This window comes from Rhizobacter sp., assembly GCA_021153565.1.
Taxonomy (GTDB): Bacteria; Pseudomonadota; Gammaproteobacteria; order Burkholderiales; family Burkholderiaceae_C; genus Albitalea.
On the sequence record JAJKJU010000075.1, the window covers coordinates 1 to 7881 of the forward strand.

The 7881-nt window shown below is 63.0% G+C and carries 9 protein-coding genes; 1 reads left to right on the top strand and 8 read right to left on the bottom strand.

Annotation, left to right across the window (positions count from 1 at the left end; genetic code table 11):
* Window positions 1–141: 141 nt before the first annotated feature.
* The 6 genes from pcnB to murJ form a co-directional block, all read right to left on the bottom strand.
* Entirely contained in the window at window positions 142–1707 is a 1566-nt protein-coding gene (gene pcnB, locus AC30NL_RS04690) for a polynucleotide adenylyltransferase PcnB (RefSeq protein ID WP_489462850.1), read from the bottom strand.
* Window positions 1704–2372 (bottom strand): histidinol-phosphatase, encoded by a 669-nt coding sequence (locus AC30NL_RS04695; RefSeq protein WP_489462851.1) that lies wholly within the window; start codon window positions 2370–2372, stop codon window positions 1704–1706. The genes pcnB and AC30NL_RS04695 overlap by 4 nt, the downstream gene beginning before the upstream one ends.
* Window positions 2369–3040 (bottom strand): DnaA regulatory inactivator Hda, encoded by a 672-nt coding sequence (hda, locus tag AC30NL_RS04700; RefSeq protein ID WP_489462852.1) that lies wholly within the window; start codon window positions 3038–3040, stop codon window positions 2369–2371. The genes AC30NL_RS04695 and hda overlap by 4 nt, the downstream gene beginning before the upstream one ends.
* Window positions 3041–3043: 3 nt before the next feature.
* Entirely contained in the window at window positions 3044–4105 is a 1062-nt protein-coding gene (locus AC30NL_RS04705; RefSeq protein WP_489462853.1) for an AI-2E family transporter, read from the bottom strand.
* Window positions 4106–4202: 97 nt separating this feature from the next.
* Entirely contained in the window at window positions 4203–5084 is an 882-nt protein-coding gene (locus AC30NL_RS04710; RefSeq protein ID WP_489462854.1) for a SirB1 family protein, read from the bottom strand.
* A gap of 9 nt (window positions 5085–5093) precedes the next feature.
* A complete protein-coding gene (gene murJ / locus AC30NL_RS04715) occupies window positions 5094–6650 on the bottom strand; it encodes a murein biosynthesis integral membrane protein MurJ (protein ID WP_489462855.1) in 1557 nt (518 codons plus the stop codon).
* 175 nt (window positions 6651–6825) lie between these two features.
* On the opposite strand from murJ, the gene rpsT reads away from it, so the two are divergent.
* Window positions 6826–7128, top strand: coding sequence for a 30S ribosomal protein S20 (gene rpsT / locus AC30NL_RS04720; protein WP_489462856.1), 303 nt, complete (start codon window positions 6826–6828; stop codon window positions 7126–7128).
* A gap of 195 nt (window positions 7129–7323) precedes the next feature.
* On the opposite strand, the gene AC30NL_RS04725 is transcribed toward rpsT, so the two are convergent.
* Both AC30NL_RS04725 and AC30NL_RS04730 read right to left on the bottom strand, forming a co-directional pair.
* Entirely contained in the window at window positions 7324–7644 is a 321-nt protein-coding gene (locus AC30NL_RS04725; protein WP_489462857.1) for a DUF3579 domain-containing protein, read from the bottom strand.
* Window positions 7641–7881, bottom strand: a 241-nt coding sequence (locus AC30NL_RS04730) for a hypothetical protein (RefSeq protein WP_489462858.1), incomplete at its 5' end; no start/stop codon positions are given. The genes AC30NL_RS04725 and AC30NL_RS04730, both read right to left, overlap by 4 nt.

Sequence of the window (7881 nt, forward strand, 5' to 3'; positions counted from 1 at the left end):
AATTTCCCGTTTTGGGGGCGCAGGGCGGGCGCGCTGCGGCGTTGCTCCTCGCTTGTGTGGCTCGCCACACGGCGCTCGGAGCGCCTTGCATCGCATCCCGCGCTGCGCCCCCAAAACGGAAAATTATTCCGGGCCATGTCCTTAGTGTTCGGAGGCCGCAGGAGCCGTGCTGGACGGGCCACCCTGCGTACCGCCCCCCGGCTTGCGGCGACGACGCCGCCGCTTCTTCGCCGGATCGCCGCCCTCGCCTGCCCCGCTTCCACCGCTGGCGCCGCTCGACCTGCCACCCGCGGCTGCGTGACTGGCACTCGCGCGGCGGGCGTGGTCCTGCTCTTTGGCGATGTCGATCAATGCGCGCCGCTCTTCGTCGTCGCCCATGGAGAAATCTTCCCACCATTCGGCCAAAGTGCCGTCGGTTTCGCCCGCGTCGGCGCGCAAGCGCAGGAAATCGAAGCCGGCGCGAAATCGCGGCTGCTCGACCAGAGTGAACGGCGTGCTGCCTGCGCGGCGCTCGAAGCGAGGCTGCATCATCCAGATCTCGCGCATGTCGCCAGCGAGCTTGCCGCGGCCAGAGATGTCGCCGATGCGCGCATCGAACACCGCATCGATGGCCTGCTGCAATGCCGGGAACGGCGCCTCACCCTTGGCCTTGAACTTTTGCCAACGGTCAAGCACATCGTGCCACAGCATGCAGGCAAGCATGAAGCTCGGCGCGACCGGCTTGTGCTCGCCGACACGGCGATCTGTGTCGGCAAGAGCCATTTGGACGAACTTCTCGCGCCCATCGTGACGATGCGCCTCGTCGAGCACAACGTCGAGGATGGGGAAGATGCCGCGATGCAGACCCTGCTTGCGCAACTCTTCCAAGCTCGCGAGCGAATGCCCCGTCTGCAGAAGCTTGATCATCTCGTCGAACATGCGCGATTGCGGCACGTTGTCCAGCAGTGCAGCCATCGCCTGGATGGGTACACGTGTCTTGGGTTCGATCTCAAAACCGAGCTTGGCAGCGAAACGCACGACGCGGATGATGCGCACCGGGTCTTCGCGGTAGCGGGTCTCCGGGTCGCCGATCATGCGCAGGAGCTTTTTCTTCGCGTCCTTGATGCCGCCGTGGTAGTCGACCACGATTTCGCGCCGGGGGTCGTAATACATGGCGTTGACTGTGAAGTCGCGCCGCGCGGCGTCTTCGATCTGCGGTCCCCACACGTTGTCGCGCAGCACCCGGCCTTCGGCGTCGATGACATGGGACTTGCCGGCCAGCTCGCTCTTCGACGTCTTCTCATTGCCGCTGACAGTGTCGGCAGCCGACGAATCCATCATCGCGCGGAAGGTCGAGACTTCGATCACCTCGTGGTCGCGGCCTCGGCCGAACACCACGTGCACGATGCGAAAGCGCCGACCGATGATGAACGCGCGTCGGAACAGAGCCTTCACCTCTTCCGGCGTTGCATTCGTCGCGACGTCGAAGTCCTTGGGGCGCAGGCCCAGCAGCAAGTCACGCACCGCGCCGCCCACGATGTAGGCCTCGAAACCGGCGTCTGCCAGTGTCTGCACTACCTTGATTGCGCGTTCGTCGACGAGCGAGAGGTCGATGCTGTGCTCGTCCTTGGTCACTTCCCTGCGTTTGCCCTTGGGCGTGAGCTTGACATTGCCGTTGCTGGACGAGGACGTCTTTCCCAGGAGCTTGTCGATGAACTTCTTGATCATTTGAATAGGTTCAGAATGCGCCACCCGCGTTCTCTGGCGATGGCTTCTAGCGCTGGCGAAGGATTCGTCGCGACGGGATGAGTGGCTCGCTCGAGCAGAGGCAGGTCATTCGTCGAGTCGCTGTAGACGATGGTGCGTTCGAAGTCGCCCCAGTGCACGCCGCGCTCGGCCAGCCATTGCTCGACCCGCGTCACTTTGCCTTCGCGATAGCTCGGCACGCCGTCGATGCGGCCCGTGATAGTACCCCCAGGCCCGCGTTCGAGCCGAATCGCGATCAGATCAGCGATGCCGAAGGCCCGGGCAATGGGAGTGGTGATGAACTCATTGGTCGCCGTGACCAGCGCCACCAAGTCTCTTTGGTCGATGTGCTGCTTGACGAGGGCCCGCGCCTTGTCGTGCATCCTCGGGGTGATGACCTCGGCCATGAACCTCACGTGCGCCGCGGAGGCTTCTTCGATCGATCGCGCACGCAAGGGCTGCGTCGCGAAATCGATGTAGGCATGCACGTCGAGATTGCCGGATTTGTATGCATCGAAGAACTCGTCGTTGCGCCGGCGGAATTCGGCTTCATCGACCCAGCCGAGGCCGGTAATGAACTCGCCCCAGGCGTGGTCGGAGTCGAGCGGGATCAGCGTGTCGTCGAGATCGAAGAGGCACAGATTCATGATTGCCCCTGCGACGCGAGCATCTGCTTGAGCAGGGGCACAGTGATAGCGCGCTTATTGACGAGCGCGTATTCGTCGAGGCCGTCGAGCAGGGTCATGAGGTATTTGAGGTCGCGGGCGAAGCGCGTGAGCAGGTAGTCCATCACGTCGTCCGACAGAAAAAGTCCACGACGGTCGGCTTCGCGCCGCAGCGCGGCACGCGTCTCGGCCTCGGACAGCGACTGGATTGCGAGCACGTGGCCCCACCCAAGGCGTGTGCGCAGGTCGTCGCGAAGCGGCAAGTCCACCGGCGGCACGCGACCGGCGGCGGCGATGGGGATGCCGCGCGTGGTCGCGTCGACGAAGAGCGCGAAGGCGGCCTGCTGCTGGTCGGCGTCGAAGAGATCGCAAGAGTCGAAGACGATGAGCGCGCGGTTTTCATCCACGGCCCAGGGCGCAGGATCTCCCACCGTGAAAGATCCCACCAGCCCGCCTTGCCGCTGAAAGCGCTGGGCGAGCGCCTGCAGAAGATGCGTCTTGCCGCTGCCCGATGGACCCCACAGGTACATCGGGGCCGAGCCGGCATGAACCGCCAGCAGATGCTCCAGCGCCATCACATTGCCGCCAGCCACGAAGGTCTCGAAGCTGCGCGCGATATCGGGGCTGAGAGCGAGCGGAATCTGCTTCATCGCTCAAGCTCCGTAGAGACGGCTTTGCACGTACCAGCCACGAATCCGCGACGTGGCGACGACGAGCATGGCACTGACAGGCAGTGCCACGAGCACGCCCGCGAAGCCGAAAATGTGGCCAAAGGCGAGCAGAGCGAAGATCACCGCGAGCGGGCTCAGGCCGATACGCTCGCCCACGAGGCGCGGTGTGAGGTAAAAGCCTTCGAGCATCTGTCCGAGGCCGAAAACGACGAGCACGGCAATGGCACCGTACCAGATCGCAAACTGCAGTACGCCGGCCAGCAACGCGAGCAACATGCCAAGGCCGAAGCCGACGTAGGGGATGAACATCGCAAGACCGGTGAACACGCCCACCGGCACGGCGAGATCGAAGCGAAAGAGCGCCAGACCCACGCTGTAGAAGATCGCCATGGCGAGCATCACGAGCAATTGTCCGCGCAGGTACTGGCCGAGCACCGTGTCGCACTCGCGCATGAAGCCGAAGAAGCCCGGGCGCAGGCGGGGCGGCACCAACTCCTGCACACGTAGCGCGAGCCGTGGCCAGTCCATCAGGAGGTAGAACAGCACGACCGGCACAAGCACCACAGTGCCAATGATGGTGAGCATGATGCTGCCGCCGATTCGAGCCGAGCTCAGGATTGCGAGAAGCCAATCCTCGATATTCGCGTTGAGGTATTTCAAGGCGAACTTCTGGATGCTGTCGATATCGAGTGCAACGTGAATGCCGAACTGGGCGAGCCAGGGCTCGAGCGTCGTGTTAAGGCCCGTGACGAGCCGCGGAATCTGCTCGCGAAGCAGGGGCAGCTCTTTCGAGAGGATTGGCACGACCAGCAGCAGCACCGCCAGCAGCACGACCAGCATGGTGACTTCGACCACCGTTACGGCGATGGCCCGCGGCACGCCACGCCGGGCCATGCGCTCCACCGGAGGATGCAGGGCATAGGCGAGCACCGCCCCAATCAGGAAGGGCGTGAGCACGGGCGCCAGCAGCCAGAGCAGACCCAGCCCGATCAGGCCGAGCGCAATCCAGGACAAGGAGCGGCGTTGCGTGGAGGAAAGGTTCATCGAGCGGACGATAGGGCCGGCATGCAGCGGCCTGGGTGTGCTGCGCGGCTTGTGTCCGCCGCGATTGGGCGAAATTCTACGGTCTTGCACCGAAGCTTCAATGCAGGCGAGGCCAGCCGGCGTCGCGCAGCTCGGCCACGCGGGCCGTGAGCGCGGCATGGTCCTCGGCATCGGGGCTGCACTGCAAGTAGACGGTGATGTCTTCCACCGCCTGCGGATAGTTGCCGAGTTCGGCCAGCACGAGACCCCTATCTCGCCTTTCTTCGAAAGCGTGCGGCAACAGGATCACGAGACGGTTGGCCACGGCTAGCAAGCGCGCCCAGTCTTCGCCGGTGCGATGGATTTCCTTGAGGTTGCGCAGCATGCGCGCGAGTACATCGCGTGGCGGCGCCGCCTGCAGGAAGAGGCCCAGCGGGGCGTCGAAGTCGCCCATGAGTCCGTGGCTGCGCTTGTAGGGCCCAAGCAGCTCGTCGAGTTCTTCGCGCGACAGGGAATGGCCGGTGAATGGGTCGATGACCACCTCGCCATGCTGCTTTCCAGTGTGCATGCGCAGCTTGATAAGGAAATGCCCCGGGAACGACACCCCTCGCGCAGTGAGGCCAATTTGCGTGGCGAACTCGATATAAAGCACCGCAAGGGTGATGGGAATGCCGCGCCTGGTGTCGAGCACAGTGTGCAGGTAGCTGTTGCGCGGGTCGTAGTAGTGGTTGACGTTCCCCGCAAAACCAAGCTCTTGAAAGAAGTAGCGGTTGAGCCAGCGCAGACGTTGCACGGGCACGGAATCGGCAGGAATGCGGCGCTTGAGCCGGTCAGCCATGGTGTCGATTTCGGCCAAAACAGTCTGGGTGTCAAGGTCCGGGTAGTCGTCTTGCGCGATGGACGCCGCGGCCTCGATGAGAGACAGACTCGCATCGTCCGCAACCAGCGCGGAAAAATAATCCAGCACGGTGGGCGCCAAGAATTGCAACGGCTCGGACATCAAATCAGTTTAGCCGCGCCGGGCGAACTCGCGTAACTTCATCCCACTTGCGAGCAAGGTGCCGAAATACAGTGCCGCAGCCCCCGACAGGCAGGCGGCAACGAGGCCAATACGCGTCCATTTGTGCTCGCCGAGGTCGGTCCAGTCGATGTGCTGGCCCGTCCACCACAGAAAACCGCCCAAGACGGTGCTTGCCACCATCACGCGCAGGGTGAATGCTCCCCACCCCGGTATCGGCGCATAGGTGCCACGCTTGCGCAGGCCGTAGAACAGCCATACGGCATTGATCGTCGCTCCAAGGCCGATGGACAGGGCGAGGCCAGCATGGCCGAGGAAAGGCACGAAGATGGCATTCATCACCTGCGTAAGCACGAGCACGGCGACCGCTATCCTCACCGGCGTGCGAATGTCCTGCCGGGCGTAGAAGCCTGGCGCAAGCACCTTCACACCGACGAGGCCCATGAGGCCGACGCCGTAACCCATCAGCGCGTACATGGCCTGCTGAACATCTCGGGGCGTTACGGCGCCGTAGTGGTACAGCACCGCGATCAGCGCCCTCGGGAATACCAGCAGCGAAATGGCGCAGGGAAAGGCCAACAGCAGCACGAGGCGCAAGCCCCAGTCGAGAAGATCCGAGTACGAAGCCGGGTCGTTCTTGGCCTGGGCGGCGGCCAGCTGCGGCAGTAAGACGACTCCCAGGGCCACGCCGAGCAACGCAGTCGGGAATTCCATCAACCGGTCGGCCCAGGTGAGCCACGACACCGCACCGACACCGACATGGGTGGCGATCTGCGTGTTGATCATCATCGACAGTTGCGCCACAGAAACACCGATGAGCGCCGGAAGCATTTGGCGCAGCACACGCCGCACGCCCGGATGTGTCCACGCAGCTTTGAATGCCCCGAGGCTGAGTCCGATGTGCGGCAGGCATCCGATTCGAATCAATGCTGGAATCTGCACAGCCAATTGCAGGATGCCACCGAGCATCACCCCGGTCGCGAGCGCATAGGCTGGCTCCATTCCCCAGCGCCTGAACTGGGGCACCAGCAGCCATGCGGCAGCAATCACCGACAGATTGAGAAGCACCGGCGTGGCTGCGGGCACAGCGAAGTGCCTCCAAGTGTTGAGAATGCCTGCCGACAATGCCACCAGCGACATACAGGCGATGTACGGAAACATGATGCGGGTCATCACGATAGCGCCGTCGAACTCCTTGAGCGCGGAACCCATGGCCCACACGAGCACCGGTGCGCCGATGATGCCAATGGCGCAGGTCACGAGCAGCGCCCAGAAGAGAATGGTCGCCACCGCATTCACCAAGCGGTGCGTGACCTCCTCGCCCTCCCGGGTGCGGGTATTGGCGAGGATGGGAACGAAGGCCTGAGAAAACGCGCCTTCGGCAAACAGTCGACGAAGCAGGTTGGGAATTCGGAAGGCAACTTGATAGGCGTCCCCCCAGCCAGTGGCGCCAAAAGCCGCCGCCACGAGGGATTCACGCACCATGCCGGTAATGCGGGAGGCGAGGGTCAAGAGCGAGATGGTGGAAGCAGTCCGAAGCAGGTTCATTCGTTCTTCGGGCGGCCCCGAGTCGTGGCGTGTCTGGCGAGAGCGGGCAATTATAGAAAGCGCTTACCGACGTTCCGGGTTGTCGCTTTGCAGGGGCGGAGGGCGGATGCTATACTCGCAATCTTTGCCCCATTTGCATCTGTACGATGCATCCACCTGGATTAAAAGCTCTAGCATGGCCACCTCCTCCAAAGCTAAGAAGAAGACGGTTCGCATTGCATCTGGTCGCAAGCGCGTCCGCCAAGACGTCAAGCTGAACGCCGCCAACACGGCGCTACGTTCCAAGTTCCGAACTGTCGTCAAGAACGTTCAAAAGGCCGTTGCCGCCGGCGACAAGGCCAAAGCCACCGAACTGTTCCAGTCCGCCCAGAGCGTTATCGACTCAGTGGCCGACAAGGGCATCTTCCACAAGAACAAGGCCGCTCGCCACAAGAGCCGCCTCGCAGCCAAGGTCAAGGCGCTCGCCGCCGCAGCCTGATCAGAAAACAAATCCAGGTGGACAGAAAAGGGCTCGCATCGCGAGCCCTTTTCTTTGTGTCTTCCGGTATTGGCGCCTTATAGCAAGCGTGCGCAAACGAAGCGCACCCCACCACGCAGGCGTCAATCTTTCAATTCAAGTGGCCCACGTGGGAGCCTTCGACAGGCTTGGGATACTCGGCCGGCGCCGGTCGCCCTACTTGTCCGGATCAGGCAACAAACAAGCCTCGCTGTATTGCAGCTTGTTGTCCCTTGCGAAATTGATGACGAAGTCCCATGCCATCGGCTCTATCTCGCGCAACTTCTCAGTCACGATCACGCACTTCACGCCGTTGATCACCTGCGGGACGCAGTACGGTGAATAGCCGATGAAGGAGCCGATGCCGCGCGGCGCGCCTTCGGGCCGGAAGCACGACATCGCGCCGCACAGGCGTTCGGCCCAGTCGCTCGGCCTGAAGGTCTTTCCGTCCTGGGTAATTCCCTGGATGAAGACTTGGCGAGGCTTGGGGTCGGTCATTCGTGGCAGTCGGGCTGTCGTCGCGGCCCAGGAAGGAGGCTCGACGCGCAGCGGGTGTCGAGCGGCAGGCGGTATTGTGCCGTGTTTGTGCTGCGTCTCAGGACGATTGAATGTGAAGTCTCTGGCACCCATCTCCCTAGTGTCGCGTCAAGCCACAAGTGTCGGTTGATCGCGCCGCTGTCGGAGCGCAGTGCAAGGCGCGCCGACGAGTCATAGCCGTCGCTATGGCGAGGAGGC